The following is a 20604-nucleotide window of genomic DNA, read 5'->3' on the forward strand; positions in this document are numbered from 1 at the left end:
CTTATACACCTAGTTCCTTTTTAAAATCTGTAAGTAGATCATTAAGCTTATTAACCGGAAAGATAATATAGCTTATTCTCGGATATAAATATTTGGGTAACGCATCGTAAGATTGTATATTAATTGACTTAATATCTTTTTGGATTGATTGAATTGTACTTTCAATCAATTCTTCTCTATTGCTTCCAGTTAGTGAGTTTTTGTTGTCATAAGTAACCATGCAAATTAATCGAACTTCTAAGTTCAAACTTCCTTGTAGGTAAGCCTCGGCGATCGATTCTAATTCCTTAGGCAGAAAATCCTCGTAGATATATAGATTTAACTCTTTTCTATGGGCATTATAGTGTTCAACTATACTTGAGAGTGAATCTCGGAGAGCTTGATTCAAACCATAACTTTTGCGATCATATGTTTTTGCTTCGCCTAAATAGATAACGTATTTACCGTTTTCTAGAGCAATATGTAAAGCATCAGCGCCATTTCTCTCAAGATTCGGATTTGTAGTTATTGGCATTTTACGTAATATAGGCACAGCCTTAAAGTGATATTGCAACAAATTGTAAAGCAATAATTCTGAAAATTGTCCTTTTAAATCCGTTTGTCTAAATTTTGATTGAGCTAATTTCCTAATTTTCATGTATGCAGCAGATATATCTCGGCCTTGGGCAGTAAATTGTTGTAAAAGTTTATTTTGTTTTTCCGTTGAGTAAACATATTGAATTATCGTAGACACGAGCTCATTTACAAATTCATCTCTCATTTCAATAAGGTCACTATAATTGATACAGGTAGCAATATGTTCTTTTCTAGGTACCAATGCAAACTGGTCGGTTTTAACATAGTACATTGTATTTAAAAACGCTTCTGTATTAGAAAGTAAAGAGTCGAGGTCAATCGGCTTCAGATGTGCTTGCCTTTGAATTGGGTTATTTTGAAGATTCAAATAATTCCCCTCCGTTCTACACGAATACAATATACGACGGCGGTTATCAATATCCTTTTTTTTACACCCAAAAAGTGAATAAACAATTATTTATGCGTAAATCTTCAATTATCAAATCTATATTATACCATTGACAATAAGTAGAAATGGAGATGGTTCAAAATGACAGCAAATATCGAAAGTATGTTTTATGTAAGGCAAGCCCCTTGGCACGGACTTGGCAGACGTGTGGAAGAAGCACTATGTTCCGAGGAGGCTTTAAGGGAAGCTGGGTTAGATTGGATGGTAATTCAGAAGCCAATTCAGACTGAAGACCAATTGGAGATTACAGGGTACAAAGCAAACATCCGGGCATCAGATAACCAAATACTGGGGGTTGTCACCGACCGTTACAAGATCGTACAAAATCATGAGGCTTTTGCATTTACTGATGACCTTTTAGGTGAAGGAGTCCGCTACGAAACAGCCGGAAGCCTACAGAATGGTAAGAAAGTGTGGCTGCTTGCAAAATTGCCGGATAACTACATTATTTCAGGAGACCGCATCAGTCCGTATCTCGTTTTCTCCAATAGCCATGACGGAAGCGGAAGCATCAAAGTCGCCATGACTCCGATTCGGGTGGTTTGCCAAAATACCCTGAACCTTGCTTTAAGCAACGCTAAAAGAATATGGACAACGATCCATACCGGCGATATCAAATCCAAGCTGGATGAAGCGAAAAAGACGTTGTTGCTTGCCGAATATTATATGGACAAGTTAGGGGCAGAAGTGGACCGGTTAAATCGAGTCAAGATTCCCGATCACAAAGTGATGGAGTTTATCGACCTTCTCATTCCTATGCCGGACAACGCAACAAAGATTCAAGAAAAGAACATTCAGCATCTTCGGGCAGATATGAAGCTTAGATATTTTGAAGCCCCTGACCTTGCCCAAGTGGGGAAAAATGGATACAGATTCATCAATGCGGTATCGGATTTTGCGACACACGCGAAACCTCTTCGTGAGAGTGCATCCTACAAGGAAAACCTGTTTCTGCGGACGATGGAAGGCAATCCGTTAATCGATAAAGCCTATGAAATGCTGTTAGCCTCGGCGTAATTGCTTTAGAACGCCGGGGCATTTTTATTTGAGCCGTACACTTTCGATGTTTCGAAGTGTTCGGCTCATTCTATTTTCCGCAAAAAATTTAATGAATTTTGGAGGATTGAGAAATGCGCGAAGATATCCGCACAGATTTGAAGTCGTTATTAGCGCATTCGCTGCGTGAAAAACCGGACAGTTACATCATCGACGAGATTTTCAACCGTTATCCGACTCCCGGCGACCTTGTTGATGTTACCGAGCAGGAGCTTTCCAAGATTAAAGGAATCGGCAAGGTGAAGTCCCGGCAAATTGTCGCCGCGCTGAAACTGGCACTAACGTTGGCAAAACCGATTCAACAAACGCATCCGAACATTATTCGCTCTTCCCATGACGTATACCAACTGCTGGAGCCTGAATTTCGCTATCTGAAAAAAGAGCATTTTGTTTGTATCTTCCTGAATACCAAGAACTTTGTCATCTCTACAGAAACGATCTCCATTGGCTCTCTCAATGCAAGTATTGTTTAAGCGTTGCCCCTTCTGCCGCTAATACGGTGTGCGAAGGGGTTTTACATTTTGATGGGAAAGCCCCGAGTTTGAAACAAAAATTGACACCTTATTAACTAACAGCCACCAATTTCTTATTTTCATTTATCGTTCAAGAGAGGAAACCTTCTTAGGCCTGTCGAATTTTCAAGAAACAGAACCTATGAGGAGTATTCGGTAATGATACAAAAAACCATTCGACGAGCAGGTAGCGTCACCATTTTCCCTTCTCTACCAAAGGGTTTGGGAATGAACTTGACAAGAGATTTCTTAGATCAATTAATATGCGGATTTGCCAGACAATGCGAAAAATATATGACCCTGACTGGCGAAGCTCCTTTCGCTTTTCGTGAACGTCAGCTCCACTCATTTCTAGCTCCAGCGCTTTCTCAGTTCTCAGACCTACTTTTGATGGAGACTCCAGTAAATAGAAAATGGAGCGATCTCAACAAAAAGCAAGCCGATTCACATGGCTGGCTAGATTATTGGTGTCTTTGGAGAAATATCGTACTATTGATTGAACTGAAACACAGCTTTTGTTCCTTGCGTTCGGGCATAGCGAATCAAAACCTTCAAAGCGACTGGAAAAAAGCGATCGAACAACTGGACTCTATTAAAGATGAAGCGTTGACACAAGGCAAATGGTGTAACGCCGCTGTCAGAATTGCGCTTCATGTCATCCCGGTCTTTGAATCTTTTACAAAGGCTTCTCATAAATCCACCGCAACTACCGAACGATTAAATCAAGTGACAAATCAGGTCGTCAGGTCATTAAACCCTGCTCCAAACTGGTCTGGATTATGGGTGTTGCATCAAAATCTTGTTGGCCCGTATGAATACGGTGTACGAAAAGAGTTTTACCCTGCTGTATTATTCGCTGCTTACGTTTACGAAATATCTTCAGCTGATGTCCAATGAAGTCCACCAAAATCAAAGCGGGGCGCAACCTGCAGGAGCCTTGTTTTGGCCTGCACGAGCCCGCTTGCCGAGCGATCTTTCCCTAAGGTGGCCTCACCTCCACCTGCCCCCCTCGGGGGCGACTTTCTGCGCCCCGAGCGCGGTTAAGGCCAAAATTGTACTTTAAGAGAGAATTGTAAATTTATTATGGTATAAGTCTTTGTCATAGGAATATTGACTTAACTCGCCGGTATCATAATAAAGCTTTCCGTATTACGCTTGTTTCCAAACTTCCTTTGTGTTTAGATAGCCCATTCGGGCAGTTCACGTTCCCATGTTCGACAAGACCGCCTTATTTTCTTTTTAAATGGGAAACACCACTCTTCCCGCTCATGAATCAATATTTGGCGATCCGTTTCATTTTCGTTATAATATCGAATCCATTCATCCAGTTCGTCAACCGAATATACGCCATGATGATCCGATTCTTTGCACGAATAACAATAAAACCAGCCGTTTACATACGTATCTGCATCAGCTTCCAATATGTCCCTGCAATGAGCTTCGCATTTATGGGCATTCACCATCCTCAGGTCAACTCCATGCTTATCACACACTGTCAACAAAACCTCATACGCCTCTTGAGCCATTTCCAGATTATCGAAAATATAATTTAGTCCCCAATGGTAGGGATGCTGAAGATGTTCGGTCACATAGAGGATGAACTCTTCGTATCCAGCCAAATATAAATCTGTGCAAATCTTCTGATAGACTTCTTCTCCTGCTTCCCCCAAATCTCCATAATTGCCATGATCAGAAGTAATCCAATATAGCGTTTTTCTATTTGGCCGCCAAGCAAAAATGCGCTGCTGAAGCTCCTTCAGTTTGTTCGTGTACTGGTAGATTTCCCAAGCATAAGGGCCGTCGTCGCCTTCGGATAGGATAAAGTCATAATGATCTTCGATTAGACTGTCAATCTCCTCCATCAATTCATCTACTGCATCTTCTAAATCGATGGTTGCCCGGTTAAGCGTGCTTTCCCAACCATCCAAAAGCTCGATATACGAGTTCCGCAACATCAGGTAGGTATCCTCGTAAGGATACGGAGGAAATGAGATATCATTCGCTTCCATATACTGCTCCATACAGTCTTCTGAACAATATCGATTACCTTTCGCATCAATGATGTATTTTTCATCGTATTCCTTTTTGCAATGAATACAAAACATCTTATTATCTCTCCTCTGTATCATCTTTTTTTAACATTGGTGAACGACCAAGCAAAGTAAGTCGCCATTCCAAGAAATTTTCGTCTCCGGGCTCTAGTTGATATTTTTCTTCGATAATATTCATCGCATGGATATATGCCTCTCGCGACACCCACAATTCAGATGGTTGCTGCGGCACTGAGCCAAACAGCAATACCAAGAATTCCTTATACGCAAGATGAATTCGCTCCGCCGCGGAGTCCCCCAGGATGGCTTGAACGATTTCCTTTATAGCTTGTTTTGCAATTTTACGCTGATTGATCGTTGAGTATGATCCTTCATATGTATCTGCATGCACAGGGGTAAATGTCATAATCTTTTGACCCGGGTTCGACAGTAACCCTCGAAAAGTAGGCACCCTTTTGGGTGCTGTGGACAACTGAAATCTAGATTTGACGCGGTTTTTCGGACTTTTCCACAGGCACTACGACGCGAAAAAATCCAAAAAACTGTAGGCACTAAATTTTTGTGGATAACTAGATATTTTTGTTGCATTTCTTGTAGTATATACTTTATCCTGTAGATATGTATATACGAACAATCTCTCGTAAAAACAAAAACGGTTCGATCACCCGTTACGTACAGCTCGCCCATAATGAGCGAAATCCTGTGACCGGAACTCCACAAGCGAAAGTCCTGTACCATTTCGGCCGCGCTGACGAACTGGACATGGAGGGCTTGAAACGTCTTGCCGCCAGCATCCACCGTTTTATTGGCGAGCCGCAAGCGCCCTCTCCATCTTCAGCGCAACCAGCTTCGGTTACGTTCCTTAGCAGTCGTTCGCTGGGCGGCGTATGGCTGCTCGATCAACTTTGGAAGAAGCTTGGTATCGGAGAAGCGATTACACGGCGGCTGGCCGATCGGGAATACCGCATGCCGGTTGAACGCGCCATCTTTGCTATGGTGGCCAATAGGGCGCTGGCACCCAGCAGCAAGCTTGCGATCGAAGATTGGGTGGCACGTGAAGTGGTCATTCCGGATCTCCCGGCGTTTGACGTGCAGCATGGTTATCGGGCAATGGATTTCCTGCTCGAGTCGGAAGAAAGCATCCAGCGCGAAGTGTTCCATACGGTAGCGGATTTGCTGAACCTGGAAGTCGATCTGTTGTTCTTCGACACGACCTCAACGTATTTTGAAACGGAAGAGGACGAGGAAGACGACTTTCGCAAAACCGGTTATTCGAAAGACCATCGCCCCGACCTTCCTCAGGTGGTCGTCGGTTTCGCTGTAACGCGCGAGGGAATCCCGATTCGTTGTTGGGTGTGGCCGGGCAATACGTCGGATATGAACGTCGTGCCGCAGGTGAAGAAAGATCTGACCGGGTGGAAACTCGGGCGTGTGATTACCGTCGTCGACCGCGGTTTCTCCTCCGAAGACAATCTGCGTGTACTGCAACAGAGCGGCGGCCACTACATTGCCGGGGAGAAGATGGCATCAGGCAAGCCGGCCGTTGAAGCGGCACTTGCCCATCCGGGACGATTCAAGACGATCCGAGAGAACCTGGAAGTTAAGGAAATCGTCGTGGGGGATGGCGAAGCGCGCAAGCGATACGTGCTCGTCCGAAATCCGGAGGAAGCAAAGCGGGATGCCGCCCGGCGCGAAGCGCATCTGGAGCAGCTGCGCACGGAGCTTGCCCGGTTGAAGGAACTGGACGGCGAAGCGCATACCGGGGCACACTGCCGTCTGCACAGCCATCCGACGTACAAACGGTATCTCAAGACCGACAAGCGCGGCAATCTGCGTATCGATCTGGCCGCCGTCAAAGCGATGGAGCATCTGGACGGCAAATACTTGCTGCGCACCTCGGACGACACCTTGTCCACGGAAGATGTGGCACTTGGGTACAAGCAATTGCTTCAGGTGGAAGCAGCGTTTCGGACACTCAAGCAATCGCTGGAACTGCGGCCGGTCTACCACCGGAAAGAAGAACGGATTCGCGCACATGTCCTGCTTTGCTGGCTGGCCTTGATGCTCATCCGGATTGCAGAAAACCAAACCGGCCAAACGTGGCGCGAAATTCGTTCGCTCATGCAGACGCTGCATCTGGTTGAGTACCGTTTGGATGGCGGAAAGCTGCGGCAACGGACGGAATTAACGGACGAACATCGGGCAATTGTTTCGGCTTTGCAAATCGCAGAACCCCAGCAAATATGGGATATTTCGCTCTCTTGACCCCCAAAAGATGTAGGCACCACACGTAGTTATCCACAACCGTCGCATCCCTTGTCCCACTTGGGCTTGTGGCGGTTTGTGCATCTACTGACTGTCGAACCCGGGTTTGATGAAAATTTCCGATTATTGTGCCTCGATAACGAAACGTGATGATCCTTTCTTGGTGATCCACGAAAATCTCAATATTGCTTCTGCGATATCGATCTTGCAGAATAGCGACTATCACTTGTTTAGAACGCAACTTCCGAAGTCGTGTAATTGACATCCACTCTTTTTCAATATCAGGCAGTTGAAAAAAGCGTTTAACCTTATCCCAACGTAAATCATCGGCAGGAATAGATAGCAAATAAGCATGTGGGTTTTCAGGCAATAGTGAATCATGAACGTCCATTTGCATTCTCCCTTATTGGTTTTGGTTGATCCATTGAGCGTAAAGGATGAATCACTTTCCTTTATGAATTTTCGCGATATTTCCAACCTCGTCATATTCAATACCTGAAAGAAATGATTTTGAGCCTTTAAAAATCGGGTAGCCCATGCTCCCATGTTTTTCAATATCAAATGTCCCCTCATACCATAACCGCCCTGATTCATAATAAAGTTTTCCTTCAACAAAATATCTTGGGCCGTAATAGGTTCTCGGCCCGGAATTATATTTCCCTTCAAACTTTAAATTTCCATTCTTGTAGTACTCCTTGCCTTCCTCAATGAACCAATCCCCAAACCGGCCTTCCATATGTTTTCGACCGTTTTTAAAATAACTGATTCCTTGTCCGCACGGCATTTCATTCTGAATAAATCCTTCATAGCGCAATTCGCCGGAATCATAGTAGAGTTTTCCTGAATAAAAATTGTCCATAGTAATACACTCCTGCGATTGAAATGAATTTTCATGTAATCGAATCTTCCGATCCTACTGGAATAAAGTAAATTGATCGGTAATAAGTACCCCTTTTATCGATAACATACACATGAGTTTTTTAAAAATCTAAACCCGCGCATATCACGACAAATCAAATCTATATTATTACTTTGAAACAGCCATATAGCTGATTTATAAAATCTACAAGGGAGATGTTGTACATGCCAGCAAATGTCGAATCTATGTTTTACGTGAGGGAGGCACCATGGCACGGACTAGGTAATCGAGTCGAACATGCACTCAGTTCGGATGAGGCTTTAAAAGCCGCAGAACTGGATTGGACAGTCATTCAAAAGCCGATTTTAACGGAGGACATGGCCGTGATTCCTGGCTATAAAGCAAACATCCGAGCATCCGATCAGCGGGTGCTCGGTGTCGTTACGGATCGGTACAAGATTGTTCAAAATCACGAGGCATTTGCCTTTGCCGATGAATTGCTCGGTGAGGGGGTTCGTTTTGAAACAGCAGGTAGCTTGCAAAACGGCAAGAAGGTATGGCTGCTTGCTAAGCTCCCAGCGAATTACATTATTACCGGAGATCGCATCTGCCCTTATATGGTATTTTCCAATACCCACGACGGCAGCAGCAGTGTCAAGGTCGCTATGTCCCCAATTCGTGTCGTTTGTCAAAACACATTAAACCTTGCGCTTAATAGCGCCAAGCGTATTTGGACAACCGTTCATACCGGAAACATTCAATCAAAACTGGAAGAAGCCAAGAAGACGTTGCTCTACGCTGAATTATACATGGACAAGCTTGGAGCCGAGGCTGAACGACTTCAGCGAATCAAAATACCGGATCATAAAGTGCTCGAATTTATCGAGCTTTTGCTCCCGATGCCAGATCAAGCGACGAATGTGCAACAAAAGAACGTCCAGCATTTGCGGGAAGATTTTCAAGCCAGATATTTTGACGCACCTGATCTTCAAACAGTCGGCAAGAACGGATATCGTTTCATTAACGCAGTATCCGATTTTGCGACCCATGCCAAGCCACTGAGGGAAACCGCAACATATAAAGAGAATCTGTTTCTCCGTACGATGGAAGGAAACCCACTGATCGACAAGGCATATGAACTTATTACCGCTGTAGCATAATCCAACGAAATCTGCCACCATTCTGAACTTTGGAGGTAATTTATTGCATGAGTGTTTCGCAACTCGAATTAAAATTGTTACTCGCCGATTCTCTGCGTGAGAAGCCGGACGGTTATATCATCAACCAAATTTTTAACCGATTCCGTACAATAGAAGAACTGATCGATGTCACAGAACAAGAACTACTCTCAATAAGAGGCATTGGACATATGAAAGCGAGGCAAATTGTCGCCGCGCTGAAACTCGCCCGTACATTAACAGCGTCTAAGCCGCCTACTAACAAAATCAGTTCCCCTGCAGACGTCTATTATCTGGTTGAGCCTGAAATGCGCTTCCTGAAAAAAGAACATTTTATCGTTTTGCTGTTGAATACAAAAAATATGGTGATGTCAAAGGAACTGATCGCGATGGGCAGCCTGGATGCTTGCATCGTTCATCCAAGAGAAGTGTTCCTCCCTGCAATAAAACGCAGTTGCGCTTCCATTATCTGCGTGCATAATCACCCCAGCGGCAACCCGGAACCGAGTGAGCAGGATATCATGATCACAAATCGGTTAATAGAAGCCGGAACGATCATCGGTATCGAAGTACTCGATCATGTCATTATCGGTCATACGTTTGTCAGTTTAAAAGAGCGAGGGCTAACGTCAATCGTACATTAGTCCTCGCCTCATTTTGGAGGGAGCCAAATATGGCTACAGCAATCAAGTTTCATGCGGATGTTTTTGTTGAAACGGACAATTTATCACATGAGCAGTGGCTCGCTGCTCGTCGCAGTGGCATCGGCGGCTCCGACATCGCGGCGATCTGCGGCCTCTCCAAATGGCGCACCCCCATTCACGTTTACTTGGAGAAGCTGGGAGAAGCACCGGAAGAGCAAAAGAGCGAAGCGGCGGAATGGGGAACGCGGCTCGAACCGCTCATTGCGGATAAATTTGCGAGCGAACGCCCCGAATGGGCCGTCACGGAGAAAAAGGTGATATACTGCCACCCCGAGCATCGCTGGGCGTTAGGCAATTTGGATCGCATGATTATTTGCCCCAAACGCGGCCGCGGCATTCTGGAGATCAAAACGGCGAGCGAATATCTCCGTCATGAATGGGATGACGGGAATATCCCCGACTATTATTACGTCCAATTGCAATGGTATTTGTTCGTTACCGGACTGGATTGGGGCTATTTCGCCACGCTTATTGGCGGCAACAAATACCGCGAGTATGAAGTATTTCGCGATGATGAATTGATTCGTCAACTTGTCCGGCTGGCCGGTGACTTTTGGCATAGTTATGTGCTCGAAAGAAAGTGTCCTCCTGTAGACGGTTCGGAAGCCTGTAAAACCCTTTTGAACCGTCTGTATCCCGAAGGTCAGAACAGCACGACACTTCCGCCGGAAGAAACCGAACGGATTGAGACCTATTTATCCCTCAAAAGCCAGATGAAGCAGTTGGAAGAGTCCATCGCCGGTATCGAAAATCACTTCAAATCCCTGCTGGGCAGCCACGAAATCGGAATTGCCGGAACGTACAAGGTAAAGTGGGAAAACCGCAGCCGGACCGGTGTGGACAACAAACAACTGAAGGAACGCTTTCCGGCCATTTATGAAGAATGCATGAAGCATACCCATTTTCGGCAGTTCAGTATCAAGCAGGAGGCGGTAAACCATGGCGAATGAAGCAATGAGTTTATTCGAACGATTGAACGCTCCTTTCCCTTACTCCGCATATCAATACGACAGCTTCGGAGACCGTTGTTATATTTCCGGCCAATCCGTCACGGAGCGGTTGAACGAAGTGCTTGGCGTAGGTTTCTGGAAATATCAAGGACTGTACGAGACGGAGAAAATTGTCCAGGACCCGAACGGTAAAAATCCGCGTGTGAAGATTTATGTCGAGTTCAGTTTCTTTAATCCTGATCTAAAAGAATGGATCACCTTTATCGATGTCGGCAGCGAGCAGGTGAAATCAGGTATGCATGAAGGCGATGCCACCAAATCCGCGATTACCGACGGCATGAAGAAGTGCGCCAGCCGGATCGGAGTGGCAAGCGATTTGTACAAAGGATTGATTACATGGGACAAACAGAAACAGGCGATCATTGTACCGGATCATTATCATTCATATTACCATGAACAAGGTTGGGAATCGAAAGCGCCGCATTCCAACCATACCCGCAACTCCAAGAAATCGGAATTAACCGAAAAACTGAAGAACAAGGCCTCCGCACTGCAAAATCAAATGAAAACGGCGTGGCAGGAACTGGCGGGAAGTCTCGACGGCTTTGATGAATGGTACGCGAAAAAGCGGCAGGAAGGTGTCACGGAGCAACAACTGGTCAACTGGTTGAAAAAGAAATTACAGGAGAAACGCAGCGCGGCGAGCGCGTAAATGAATGGTTTACCGCAAACGGTCAGGCTTACGTCTGGCCGTTTATTTTTCTGTTTCCAAGGAGATGAGAACGTGTTTACCGGATCGAAATTCATCACACAAGGGATAAGAGACAATGTGCCTCCCTTCCTGCAACATATCCTCTGGTACCTGATCGAAACGATGGAAGTCGAGGCGAAGGACTATTTGCAAGTCTTTCATCTGGAAAGCAAGATGGAAAACGGAAAGAACAAGCAAAAAATCGTGCATACGCAAGAACAGCCCGAATACCGAAAAGAGTATGCCATATGTTCCAGGCACATGGTCAATGCCAAAATCTTTGTGATCGACGATGCGACCCACTGTACGATGCTGCTTGCGGAGGAGTATTAAGAACCTGACCGATCAAACGCAAGACTTGTAGCTTCAAGTATATATTATTCATATAGACGCTATGCTAGATAGCGGTCTTGGGCCAAGGAACATAGAAGAAGGAACAGAGAAAAAAGCGCCTGGAAATCAACTTCATCATGGAGGTTGAAGATCATTGGAGATTGTTTATTCGTGTGAAAATGGCGGGGATTATACCAAAGAGCGTATAGAAGACGAAATCCGCTTTTGGATGTCGTATCGGCAACCTTTTCGGGACATGTCCGAAGACAAGAAACAGCGGATTGTCGAAATCGTTTATCCGCTCTTGCTCAGTCTGCTCGACTGGGAATGTCCGTTGACCCGTTTGGAACAATTCGAAGATGAAGATGTGGAGACGATCCTTGAACGGTTAGGGAATTAGACCATCTTTGCCCGTCATGGGCGGGGCAAGTTCGTCCGTAGTCAAGGGTTCATTCGGAATTGAATTTTGGTCTTGATCGTCACTTCAAAAATGAGTATGCTAACATTAGTATTGTTTTTGAAATGAACCGATAATTGGTTGGCCGGATATACCCATCCCGGTCAGCCCAGCCGCAAAAATATCATCTGTTTATTTTTGCACTGGCTGTCAATCATAATCGACATTTAGACGCAGACACAAGACAACAGGAAAAGATTCGTAAGAGGAAGGTTTCTTTCTCATGCAATCCGGACTGGTGTTTCGTGGCTTGCGTCTTTTTTGTTGCCAATAAAGGGGGTGCATTTAGCCACTCATTCAAAGAGAATAGTCAAGACATCGCGCTTATATCCACTGATTTCGCGACTATATCCTATTGAGGCACACAGTAGGAAAACCTATCCTTTTCATAGAGATAGAGGCTCGGAAATAAAGCAGGGTTCTGAGTCCGAATGAGGGGTGAATGAGGCGGATATGTCGATGAAATGGCAGGTATGAAAGCTGATTTCAAGAATGTGCATGCCAAAGAACCCTCAAAAGGGCATTTTTTAAAAAATGCTATGCAAACCAATTTGCATCAAGCGGCTGTTAATTCTTTGAGCCATTGTTCAACAGACGCGATCTGCTTCTGCTTCTTCGCTTCTTCCAGCCACGCGTCGGCATGCTGGCACATGGCGATCAAGTACACGCGAATGTTCCAGTGGCGGGAACTGCGCCCGCGCGAAGCTTCCAGCCTGTAATCGACTTTCTGGCGCTTGATGCAGCGTTCGACGCCGGTTCGCAGCGCATAACGCTTTCTCCATTCCTTGCTGTCGCGGCGGATGCGCGGAAAAAGGCGCGGGTTATCCGCGGTGGATGTGTAGAAGGTTCTTCCATAATCGGAAGGCGAGCAGGGAGTCGGGCATTCCCATTTGCCGACTTTGGCGGGACAGCGCCATTTGATGCGCTGTCGCCCCGAACACTTGCCCCAGCAGACCATCTTGCGTCCAATGGGGCAGACAGGAACGCCATCGGAGCCAATTTTCATTTCATTGTATACCGTATGCCCGGAACGCCTGTGATTCAGGTCGATGATGGCGGAAACATCATCATGTTCCAGCATGGTATAGATCGGGAGGGCGTCGTGGGCGGAATCCAGGAGCGCCTCTCCCACCTTCCAGTCCGAGTACCAGTGACGCAGCTCGCGGTAGCCGCAGATCCATGACACCGAGTCATGTTGGCTGGCGCGAAACAATCGCGGGTACACGGGCAAATTGTAAGGACTGTCGGCTGCGGTGAACATGTAGAGCGTACGCCCGTAGTAATATTTCTCGCGATAGCTGTCCCAGCCCCAATCGGCATCCGGATCGGAAAATTGCCGTTTGCAGGAGCATTTCCAGTTGCCCGACTTGCGGCAATCGCAAAGGAACTTGCCGTACGAACGCGCGCCGGTTTCAACCGGAGATCCGTCGCCGATGACGCGGAAAGCGCTCGTATCGCCAAGCAATCCTTTTGCCGCAGAAGGCAGGACAAACAGGGATTGGAACAACTGTTGCAGCAGGTCGTGCTCCTTGGGGGCGTAGTGGATTTTGCCCTCGCGCAGGATGCGGGAGACGAGTTTCTCCGTAATCTTGGGGTTTTTGGGCTCTTGCTTTTCGTTCTTTTTGCCCTTCTTCCGCGGCTTCTTCAAGCGGCGTTTGACGCGCCCGGTCTTATGCGGAGTGGATGCCCGCCAAAGCCGGGGGAAAAAGTCGTAGAACGTTCCGACACCCGGCGTCTCACCAGGTTTAAAGCCGCAGAGAATGGCATAGACCGGCGTCGTTCGCAGCGCGACGACTCCGTCATCGACGCTCAGCCCGAGCTTGGTCATAAGGAGCAAGCAGCGGAGCATGTCGGCGGGATCGTGAGGCTTGCGTCCTTTCGGATTGGAGGAGTAAGCCGAACGCATCAAGGAAGCGGTGGCGGACAGATCGATGGCCGTGATCCAGAAGATCAGGTCGTTGTAAAAGTGCTGCAAAAACAGTAGCGCTTCCGGTGTGCCGTACTCCTTTCGAAGTTGGTTGCTTACGAAAGTCAAGTAGTCCTGGTGAGAACGAGAAACAACTTTCAAAACGATCACCCAATTTCTCAAGAGATAGGCAGAAAATGCCTTCTCGGCGATTATTGGGGTGTTTCGAAAATGTCAAGAGGAATGTTTGTTCGCACTCCTGTTTTGGGGGTGAAACAATAAAAGACCTTGGCCAAAGGGCCAAAGCCGGTGCGGAGTTTTTAATTCCGAGAGGCTATTAGAGGTGAGAAGAGGTGAAAAAACATGAACACCGCGCAAAATATTGGTGAAAAAATTCGGTATTTGCGTCTAAAGAAGGGGTTGAGTCAAGAACAGTTGGCGCTTCACGCCGGAGTCAATACCTCCTACCTGGGACAAGTTGAACGCGGGGAAAAAAATCCGACGATCAAGACGTTGGAGAAAATAGCCGGTGGTCTTGACACTACCCTAGAAAGTTTGATTGTGCCTACGAAACAATGCGCGGAGACTCCAGTCGAGAAAAAGGCGGTGCTTACCGTACTTTCGTCCGATGAACTCAAGCAGATCATCATCGATACGATCAAGACGAATGTGTCGGCAAATCAAACCAAAAGCACGAACGAAGACTAGAAATTATATGAAAGGAAGGTTTAACAGATGAAAATTATTGGAATTTTACTTGTTATCGTTGGCGTAGCCGGAATGGCAATGGGCGGCGCCATGTTTGGGGATATCGGAATTGCGGCGATGATCGGCGCATCTTCCGCATTGCTTTCCGGCATCGGGTTTCTCTTGAAAATGGCAAAAGATAAAAAGACGCCATAATCGGGGGACTGAAATGAGAATCATTGGTATTTTGCAACTATTGATAGGCATATCAGGTTTAATTTTAGGCAGCATGATGACAGGTGATATCGGCATTGCCGCTATGATCGGTGCAGTTACTTCCCTGTTGTCCGGCGCAGGATTTTTGTTGCCGGAAAGTAAATCGCGCAAAATGGGGCGAAAAACGAAATTAGGGATGATTATTTCAGGAACTGCTGCTTTGTTGCTTGTGGTCATTGGATTAGCTTTAAGTAGTGTGAACGATAAAACGGTGAGCCGTGAGGAGTTTTTGACGGAACAGCAATTTGTCCAACTTTATACGGATGCGAAGCCGTTTAAAGGCTATCAGGTTGACTTTTATGGGCGAGTGTTCCAAGCACCAGAAAAAACGGAAAAGTATCAATCATTCCAAGTATACGCCCAAGATGATGACAGCAAGAATACGATTGTTCGTCTGGACGACATGGCCGTTGACATTCAAAAAGGAGATATTTTACATATTGTAGGCGAGGTTCACGATATGTTTCAAGGGAAGAACGCCTTTGGGGCCATATTGAAACTCCCCGCCATCATAGCCAAAAAGGTCGAAAAAACGGATTACGCCACCGCGTTTGCTCCTGCCTTCAAGACGATTGAAGTGAATCAGGAACAAAATCAGAACGGCTACGTCATGTCGGTAACCAATGTGGAACTGGCGAAACAGGAAACCCGCGTACATCTCAAAGTAAGGAACGAATCAGCAGATACCATCGATTTTCATACCTACTCTTCCACATTGATTCAGGGTGACAAACAGTACGAGAGGATTAGTAACTTTCACGCCAATTATCCTGAAATCAATAGTGACAATATTCGTCCTAGCGTTACGACGGAAGGAGTGATTGTTTTTCCGTCTGTTGACCCCAACGGAGATAATTTCACGGTTACGTTTGAAGGTAGCAGCGATAACTGGGAAGTGCGTATCGAGCCGTTTACGTTTGAAATCCCGTTGAAGCACGAAGTCACTGTTGCAAAGGATGAACTGACTAATCGTGTTCATAACGATAAGGAATCGCCGCTGCGTGTAACGGAGAATGGGCCCAAAACCCCAATCGATACATGGCCGTCGATGAGCTCGGAGAAACAGGTCGAATTGAATCGATTCTTTAGTGATCTCAGTTCCGTAAACTTCGGTACATCCCCCTATATTAGAGATAGCAAGATCAGTCAATATAGCACGGATGAACTAATTCGATTTGCGATAGAGCGAAATCAACAATTCGGCCTAGACAATAGCTACGTTTTTAACCCGGATAACGAAAATGAGTTAATGATGCATCAGGACTTGATTGCTGAAACGATCGAGCACTTCTTTGGCATTCAAATTAAACATAAATCCATTTCCGGGTACCAATATAAAGACGGCTATTATCGATGGGATGCATACAGATGGGCATATACCGATTCGAACCTGTTTTCTCAAGTACAACAGTTGTTCGATAATCAGGATGGTACGTTGACGGCTGTAATCAGCGTGTACCAAGACTTGAGTGACTACGGTTTTTTTAACAGTGATGATCCCGATCATTTGCAAGCTAAAGCCATTCGCTATCAACCTCAAGCTGCTTGGCCGGACTCTTCAAACTTTTCTTATGTCGGCTCAGTCGCAGCAACGATTAAAAAGTCGGAATCGGATGACTGGATTGTGATTGACTATAAAGTGGAGAGCATGTACTAAGTTTCAACTAATTTCAGGAAGGGAGGAATAGCCTTTGATCTCCGCTTATGTGCTTCTCTGCATTCCTTTCGGTTGGGCCTTCATTAGCAGATTGCAACGGAATGTTACCGTATTCACTTCGATTTCCAACTACATCATTTACAAAATTATTCTGGCCACTTTCATCGGATGGGCCGTTACTCCGTTTTACTTGATCTATTTAATTTTCAAAATGGTACGGTCTATCACAAAAAGTAGTCGCTAGCAATCTTAAAGAAATGGAAAATCCAACAGGATTGCATCAACACTCTGGAAGAATCAGCAAAGGAGTGCTTTCCCATGCACATTGAAAACCATGAAGATCGAGTATTCACAGAAACTCTCTCGCCCTCTCCAATTCAACTTCATGATCCATTAAAGGCATACCGGAAAGTGTACTGGTTTCTTATTCCCATTGGAGCTATTGGACTTGCTGTTACCGGGGGACTAGCTGGCCTTCTCATTGGGAGCGTCATCGGATGGGCCGCTGCCTACCTTTTTATGCAATTCATTTCCGCAATCAAGTTATTCCGTTTAAACTGGCAGGATTATCCCTTGCCCTTTTCGGTCACTACAGAAGAGCTTTACAAGCAGCTATCGTCCATGAATCTCCATCCGGATTTTACAATTGAGAACAGATCATCTGAAATCCGAATCATCTTTAAGAACACAACAACTCACAGGGTAAAAATCGACCAAGACAAACTGACCTATAACATTTTTTCTAGACTAAATACAAAAAATCTGATTAAAAGACGACATAATCCCGCGGTGAGAGAATACACCCATGCAATGACTGCCGTGCCGATCATTAGGCAGCTAATTGATAACGCATCTGCAGAGCTCGCTTCCAACGCACTGCACGATGGTTCGTAACCAAGAAAACACACATCGATAAAAATTCCTAAATAATCCAGAGGAAAGAGGTTCTTTCGATGAAAAAAACACTTCTTAGCTTTGTTCTGCTCATGGTTCTGTCACTCACCATGCTTCAATCAGCGTTTGCGGCCGATATACCGATTAAACTGGGTCAAAATGAAGGATGGGTACATACTCCTGTTGAACGAAACGGGGTTGAAATCTTCCCCATTGGTCAAATCCTGAAGTTTCTTGACATAAGCGGAACGGAGACAGTCTATTACAACGAATCTCCAGCTTATTCCTTTGTCACGTTTCAAGGCCAATGTTTCAAAATTACCCAAGGGAAAACCGAAGTGCAAGAATATGAGCTTGATGAATCTGGAAGCTGTTTAGTACAAACCGGCGAATCTTACCAAATGGAAGCCGCGGCAGGTTATCTAGATTCTTATGATCTCGGCATTTTTGTTCCGCTTAGTTTTATTAGCGATATTCTGCAAAACTCAAAATACGGGAATCGATTTACCACGAAATATGACCCGGAAGAGCGCCAATTAGAGTTCGCGAAGGTTAATAAGGACGGATCGGAAAAAATGCAAGCAGTTCAACCCGTCACGCTAGCTATGGTCGTCAACAGTCCATGGTTGCTGACACCAAATGATGGCCAATTATTTGATGAAGCCGATCATACGGTCACGCCGGTCATCCAAAACGGCAGTACCCTGCTTCCCATCGCTCCAATCGTCAATCAAATGGGCGGAACGGTCATATGGAACGGCGACGAACGAAAGGTTACAATTACGCTGAATGAAACCAATATTGAACTTTGGATTAACCGGACAACGGCTACTGTGAACGGAGTAATCCAAACGCTTGATGTCCCGCCAGAAATTATTAAAGGAAAGACTATGATTCCCGTTCGCTTCGTTGCAGAAAATTTAGGAGCGGATGTCATGTGGGATGGAGAAATGCAAATGATTCTGATCTACTACGGCGGAGCAGAACCAAAAGAATCGGATTGGTTTGAGTACGGTTATAAAATTTCTCTGCTCAATGCATTCCAAAAACAAGAGGATAACCGTCAGACACTAGCCGATGTAGTGGATGAGAACCAAAAAAAGCATGATCAGGTTCAATATAACGATACCGATCCTCTAGACTATTATGGAAAATGGATAAACGTCGGAGATCGGGTTGGATTAGGTACATTCAGCGGTTACGTAAAGGAAGTTCGTGGAACGAAAGTGCTTGTCTATTGGGACACGGCTTCTTTCCTGGTTGACCCCGGTAAAGAACGAGAAACCGCCAAAATGTTCGGCATCACATGGCTAGCTGATCAATGGATGGATGCTAAGGTTGTTATTTTGGAAGATTAATACAAAATAGTCTTTAGAGGCATAAATATGCCTCTTTTTTTTGTGCTCATGGAGATTCATTTTGGAATATATAACATCCATTAATGAAGAATGACAAAAAATAACAAAATTTAACAAACATTACGATAATGATTTAGGAGGGGGTTTTAATCATGTATGATGAATTTTATGGTGAAATTCTAACCGTTAATGAACTAGCCGAGATGTTGAAGATAGGATTAAATACAGCTTATAATTTGGTCAAATCAGGTGAGATTCAGTCATTTAAAGTCAATCACTCTTATCGTATTCAAAGAAGCGCTGTTATTGATTTCATAATTGAAAACCAGAAGATGAAAAGGCGGAAGATATAATTGTTGCATATTAGATCAAACACATTACCAGCTGATACTTTCGAATACTATAATTTACCTAAGAAGTGTCCTGACGGTATAAATACACTTGAAGAAATTGCTGATTTTGTATTTGAGGAATGCTCAGAATTTATACCTGAGGGTTTATTTTGGTTTTTTTCTGATAGCGAAGACGATTTCTTCAAATACGATCTAGTAAACCATATCATAATCAATGCTTATATGGGTTATTTATTAGAAAAAGATGAGTATGTTCAGGATCGAAACGGATTATTGAAAATAGTTGATTCTGTAAACTTTGAAAATTTGATTATGGATGAAAAACGTGGGTTTTTCAGAAATGCAGCCAGACAATTTGAAAAAATTGGTGCTTATTTTGATCTTCCTAAGTTAGAAAATAAATATCGTATTCCAAGGTTTTTGTCAGGATTTTTAGGTTTTTCAATTTTTTACAAAGACATACATAATATTTTAAAAAAAGAGAAAATAGAAAATAATCTTTATAGTTATAAATTTATTTCCGAACATATTACAACAAAGTATTTTCATGTATATTTTTACAATAATTTTTGCAGAGTGTTGGAACTACATACTGAATTTACTTTGTTTAACCGGTTGTTATTTGAACGTGAATATAATTTTGCACTTGCTTCCGAGATCGCAATTCTTAGTACACAATTTTCGGACTTTCCAGATTTATTAGATGAATACGAGAAATTACTCAGCCTTGCAGCGTTGTTGCCTAATATCATTGGCAGATTACACTACATAAAAAGTATTGCTTTTAGCGAAGAGATAATACAACAAAGTTTGTCGGGAAGAATCGATACGACTCGAAAATGGATAAATGATTTAATTGAATTAGCGCTGATCGTAATCCCACTAATGGAGTCTTACTTCTTATACTTGATAAAAAACTCAAGTGTTGATCTTGACGAAGAATGGTTAAGCACAGTATTTCATAGTTATGAAAGTAAGTTCTTTTCTAATGAAGTCTATGAGGAAGAAAACAATATACTGGGTTCAATAATGGATAAGAAGTGGAGAATAGCCAAGGTGCCATTTAAAAAGATTAAGAGAGTGTTGCAGCGAATCAACAAAGCTACATCACTTCAGACATTAGAATATCAGCAGGCATTCCTCAATCCGTTGGATTTTTTACGAAGAAAAGGAGCAGACAAGTATACGTTATTGGCTATGCAAATATCTCAGAGATACGAAATTAGCCGTACATTCTTGGCAGATTATATGAAGGCTTAATTGGAACCAAGCTTTGTGCTGAAATACCGGCACAAAGCTTGGTTTTTATATTGTCAAACTAAAGTCAATCCAA

General features: G+C 44.4%; 22 protein-coding genes. 17 read left to right on the top strand and 5 right to left on the bottom strand.

What is annotated here, in order from left to right:
- Position 1: 1 nt before the first annotated feature.
- On the bottom strand, positions 2-943 hold the full coding sequence (locus B7E11_RS01485) for a HamA C-terminal domain-containing protein (protein ID WP_080831874.1): 942 nt from the start codon (positions 941-943) through the stop codon (positions 2-4).
- A gap of 162 nt (positions 944-1105) precedes the next feature.
- On the opposite strand from B7E11_RS01485, the gene B7E11_RS01490 reads away from it, so the two are divergent.
- The 3 genes from B7E11_RS01490 (at position 1106) to B7E11_RS01500 (ending at position 3489) form a co-directional block, all read left to right on the top strand.
- Positions 1106-2041, top strand: coding sequence for a DUF932 domain-containing protein (locus B7E11_RS01490; protein WP_080831875.1), 936 nt, complete (start codon positions 1106-1108; stop codon positions 2039-2041).
- Positions 2042-2154: 113 nt separating this feature from the next.
- On the top strand, positions 2155-2553 hold the full coding sequence (locus B7E11_RS01495; protein ID WP_080831876.1) for a JAB domain-containing protein: 399 nt from the start codon (positions 2155-2157) through the stop codon (positions 2551-2553).
- Positions 2554-2751: 198 nt separating this feature from the next.
- A complete protein-coding gene (locus B7E11_RS01500) occupies positions 2752-3489 on the top strand; it encodes a hypothetical protein (protein WP_080831877.1) in 738 nt (245 codons plus the stop codon).
- 281 nt (positions 3490-3770) lie between these two features.
- On the opposite strand, the gene B7E11_RS01505 is transcribed toward B7E11_RS01500, so the two are convergent.
- Positions 3771-4697 carry a hypothetical protein gene (locus tag B7E11_RS01505; RefSeq protein WP_080831878.1) on the bottom strand — a complete coding sequence of 309 codons (927 nt, stop codon included), beginning with the start codon at positions 4695-4697 and terminating at the stop codon, positions 3771-3773.
- 4 nt (positions 4698-4701) lie between these two features.
- The gene (locus B7E11_RS01510; protein ID WP_080831879.1) at positions 4702-5049 is read right to left on the bottom strand and encodes a hypothetical protein; all 348 of its coding nucleotides are present in this window, start codon (positions 5047-5049) and stop codon (positions 4702-4704) included.
- 212 nt (positions 5050-5261) lie between these two features.
- Between B7E11_RS01510 and B7E11_RS01515 the strand changes: the two genes are divergently transcribed.
- The gene (locus tag B7E11_RS01515) at positions 5262-6908 is read left to right on the top strand and encodes an IS1634 family transposase (RefSeq protein WP_176220565.1); all 1647 of its coding nucleotides are present in this window, start codon (positions 5262-5264) and stop codon (positions 6906-6908) included.
- Between the two features lie 442 nt (positions 6909-7350).
- Here the strand turns inward: B7E11_RS01515 and B7E11_RS01520 are convergent, their stop codons facing one another.
- Positions 7351-7767, bottom strand: a complete 417-nt coding sequence (locus B7E11_RS01520) for a toxin-antitoxin system YwqK family antitoxin (RefSeq protein WP_080831881.1) — start codon at positions 7765-7767, stop codon at positions 7351-7353.
- Positions 7768-7991: 224 nt separating this feature from the next.
- Between B7E11_RS01520 and B7E11_RS01525 the strand changes: the two genes are divergently transcribed.
- The 6 genes from B7E11_RS01525 to B7E11_RS01550 all read left to right on the top strand — a co-directional run bounded on the left by B7E11_RS01525 (position 7992) and on the right by B7E11_RS01550 (position 12083).
- Positions 7992-8927: a DUF932 domain-containing protein gene (locus B7E11_RS01525; RefSeq protein ID WP_080831882.1), complete on the top strand. Its 936-nt coding sequence runs from the start codon at positions 7992-7994 to the stop codon at positions 8925-8927.
- A 47-nt stretch (positions 8928-8974) separates the two neighbouring features.
- The gene (radC, locus tag B7E11_RS01530) at positions 8975-9589 is read left to right on the top strand and encodes a RadC family protein (RefSeq protein WP_080831883.1); all 615 of its coding nucleotides are present in this window, start codon (positions 8975-8977) and stop codon (positions 9587-9589) included.
- 29 nt (positions 9590-9618) lie between these two features.
- Entirely contained in the window at positions 9619-10599 is a 981-nt protein-coding gene (locus B7E11_RS01535) for a YqaJ viral recombinase family nuclease (protein ID WP_080831884.1), read from the top strand.
- The gene (locus tag B7E11_RS01540) at positions 10589-11311 is read left to right on the top strand and encodes a Rad52/Rad22 family DNA repair protein (protein WP_080831885.1); all 723 of its coding nucleotides are present in this window, start codon (positions 10589-10591) and stop codon (positions 11309-11311) included. Before B7E11_RS01535 ends, B7E11_RS01540 begins: the two co-directional genes overlap by 11 nt.
- A gap of 72 nt (positions 11312-11383) precedes the next feature.
- Positions 11384-11683: a DUF960 family protein gene (locus tag B7E11_RS01545; RefSeq protein WP_176220566.1), complete on the top strand. Its 300-nt coding sequence runs from the start codon at positions 11384-11386 to the stop codon at positions 11681-11683.
- A gap of 154 nt (positions 11684-11837) precedes the next feature.
- Positions 11838-12083 carry a hypothetical protein gene (locus B7E11_RS01550; protein WP_080831887.1) on the top strand — a complete coding sequence of 82 codons (246 nt, stop codon included), beginning with the start codon at positions 11838-11840 and terminating at the stop codon, positions 12081-12083.
- Between the two features lie 613 nt (positions 12084-12696).
- Here B7E11_RS01550 and B7E11_RS01555 read toward each other — a convergent pair.
- Positions 12697-14217 (bottom strand): transposase, encoded by a 1521-nt coding sequence (locus tag B7E11_RS01555; RefSeq protein ID WP_080831714.1) that lies wholly within the window; start codon positions 14215-14217, stop codon positions 12697-12699.
- Positions 14218-14409: 192 nt separating this feature from the next.
- Between B7E11_RS01555 and B7E11_RS01560 the strand changes: the two genes are divergently transcribed.
- The 7 genes from B7E11_RS01560 to B7E11_RS01590 all read left to right on the top strand — a co-directional run bounded on the left by B7E11_RS01560 (position 14410) and on the right by B7E11_RS01590 (position 20531).
- Positions 14410-14754, top strand: a complete 345-nt coding sequence (locus B7E11_RS01560; protein WP_080831888.1) for a helix-turn-helix domain-containing protein — start codon at positions 14410-14412, stop codon at positions 14752-14754.
- A gap of 27 nt (positions 14755-14781) precedes the next feature.
- Positions 14782-14949: a hypothetical protein gene (locus B7E11_RS29310; RefSeq protein WP_176220567.1), complete on the top strand. Its 168-nt coding sequence runs from the start codon at positions 14782-14784 to the stop codon at positions 14947-14949.
- Positions 14950-14962: 13 nt separating this feature from the next.
- Positions 14963-16666, top strand: a complete 1704-nt coding sequence (locus B7E11_RS01565) for a DUF308 domain-containing protein (protein ID WP_080831889.1) — start codon at positions 14963-14965, stop codon at positions 16664-16666.
- A gap of 318 nt (positions 16667-16984) precedes the next feature.
- Positions 16985-17560, top strand: coding sequence for a hypothetical protein (locus tag B7E11_RS01575; RefSeq protein WP_080831891.1), 576 nt, complete (start codon positions 16985-16987; stop codon positions 17558-17560).
- A 59-nt stretch (positions 17561-17619) separates the two neighbouring features.
- Entirely contained in the window at positions 17620-18918 is a 1299-nt protein-coding gene (locus B7E11_RS01580) for a stalk domain-containing protein (RefSeq protein ID WP_080831892.1), read from the top strand.
- Between the two features lie 152 nt (positions 18919-19070).
- Positions 19071-19271: a helix-turn-helix domain-containing protein gene (locus B7E11_RS01585; RefSeq protein WP_080831893.1), complete on the top strand. Its 201-nt coding sequence runs from the start codon at positions 19071-19073 to the stop codon at positions 19269-19271.
- Complete coding sequence (locus B7E11_RS01590) at positions 19272-20531, top strand: hypothetical protein (RefSeq protein ID WP_080831894.1); 1260 nt, start codon at positions 19272-19274, stop codon at positions 20529-20531.
- The last annotated feature ends 73 nt before the right edge of the window (positions 20532-20604 follow it).

The organism is Cohnella massiliensis (genome assembly GCF_900169535.1).
GTDB lineage: Bacteria > Bacillota > Bacilli > Paenibacillales > Paenibacillaceae > Cohnella > Cohnella algarum.